This window comes from Chitinophaga sp., from assembly GCF_036566945.1.
Classification (GTDB): Bacteria; Bacteroidota; Bacteroidia; order Chitinophagales; family Chitinophagaceae; genus Chitinophaga.
Genome location: NZ_DATCVJ010000155.1, coordinates 1 through 2,113, shown reverse-complemented (window position 1 = coordinate 2,113; position 2,113 = coordinate 1). Strand labels below are relative to the sequence as shown.

At 46.4% G+C, this 2,113-nt stretch carries 1 protein-coding gene; it reads left to right on the top strand.

Annotated features, from left to right (window positions below; translation table 11 throughout):
• Positions 1–2,113 (top strand): hypothetical protein (locus tag VIP81_RS04560; protein WP_331957293.1); only part of this gene is annotated, 2,113 nt, incomplete at both ends.

Here is a 2,113-nt window from a genome sequence, read left to right as displayed (position 1 = left end):
CCGCGCTTGAAACTTTGTCCGCAGAAACTCTTCAGAAGATTGAAGAGCTTAAGGCGGGGGAGGCGTTGGTAGATGGCGGTAAAGTAATTGAAGGTATTAACGCAGGATCTAAGGCTCTTGAAGATTTGATTAAGGGTCCGCTTAGTGCTGCACGTCTTGAAGAAGCTACAACTGTGGCATCTAAGGTTGCTGACGATATTGCTAGGGCTGCTGGCGGCTCTTCTGTAGCCGCAAATAGAGCTTCTACTGCTGTACGAGATATGGTTATTCCTAAAGCTCCTGGTGATGGTTTTCCTGCAACTAATACTAATGCACTTCTTTCGCATCCTGATGTTTCAGCTAAGCTTCTTGCACGGTATGGCAGCGCCCCTTCTGTAGCCAGGCAGATTAATAAGGCTATTGGTGGACCTACTCCTAGCGTACTGGGTACTAAGTTTGGTCCTGCTGCTGGTGCTCTAGAATGGCTTGGTGCACGATTTAACGCTGCATATAAGAACGCGGATATGCGTCCGATCTATCTTAAGAATGCTGCGTTTGCTAAAGCCACTGTAGCCAAGCGTGCTGAATACCTTAATCAATTGGCTAAGAAGTTCGATGTCAACGACGTAGACCTGTGGAACGATGCTCTCAAGGGCGCACAGGGGCGTATGGACCTCGTTACGGGTACGCCTGCTGATGAACTTGCCAAGGAAATGCTTCAAGTTATGGAGAATCTTTTTGGTTCTTCTGGTCTTAAGCCTAGTGTTGCTTTGGAAAATTCTGTAGCAGGTCGAGCACAGTTGTTTATGAAGGAACTTAACGAAAATCTTCGTCGGTTTGGTCTTGGAGATTATCAGTTTGCCAAGGGTAAGAAGCCTACTAAGGATAAGCCTAACCCGTATTACGATGGTGCCAACTGGCTGAACTCTTGGGAAAAGTGGGACATTAAGAAGCCTCTTGAGTTCATGTTTAAGATGCAGAATGTAGTTGAACATACTGTTCGTGAGAAGGTAATGTTCGACGAAATTGCTGCACGATGGGGTACTCTTAATAGGGGCGGTCAATTTACTCACAAGGTAAACCACCCGCGGCTTGCTAATTACAACTTTGGTCCAGAAGCTGCTTCTCAGATTAACCAGTTCGTTAAGAATCTGAAGGACGTTAGCACTCCAAATTCTAAGCAGATGCAGCTCTTTGATAAGGCGCTTAGTAAGTGGAAGGCTGGTGTGACTATTTATGTTCCGTCGCACCACGTCCGTAACATGATTGGTGACCTTTACTTTAACTGGCTGGGTGGTGTTAATTCCGCCCGATCTTATAATTCTGCACTGAGGGTTATGCAATCTCAGCGCGGTCGTTATGAGGGACTGGCAGGTATTAGTCAGCTTACTAGTCCGGAAGCTCTTAAGGCTGCAATGTCTGGAGCTACTTCTACACCGGCAGGTAAGCAAACTGCTCTTACAATGAAAAATGGCACCAACGTAACCAATGACATGGTTTACGTTAGTGCCTTCCAAAATGGTATTCTGCCTACTACTCGGGTTCTTGAAGATATTCCCGATGATGCTATGACCGCGTTGGATAAGTTTAAGCCTTTGGGTGGTAAGGGTCAAAAGGTGGCCCACACTATCTCAGAGGGACGCGATCATTACGTTCGTCTGGCTCATTACATTGATTCGATTAAGAAGTCTCCTAAGAGTTTTGAAGCAGCCGTGGAAGATGCCGCAGCACTAGTTAGGAAATGGCATCCTGACGGTATGGATCTTACTAAGTTTGAGCGTAATGTAATGCGTCGAATGTTCCCGTTTTATAGCTGGACTCGTAAGGCGTTTCCGCTTATTGTGGAATCCCTTGTAGCTCAGCCTGGTAAGGTAATGGCGCTTCCCAAGGCTAACTATATGCTTCAGAATATGTTGGGAATTCAGACTGGTCCTATGTCGGATCCATTTCCTGTAGACCAGCTTTTCCCAGACTGGATTAGGGAGAAGGGTATTGGACCTATTGCCGGACCCGATTCTTGGCTCACTGGTCTTTTGGGTGGTGATCCTGGTTATAGTGTTGTCAATCCTGGTAACCCTTCCATGGATATGATTTCACAGCTTAATCATCCGGGTAAGATGGCTCTTGGTATGGT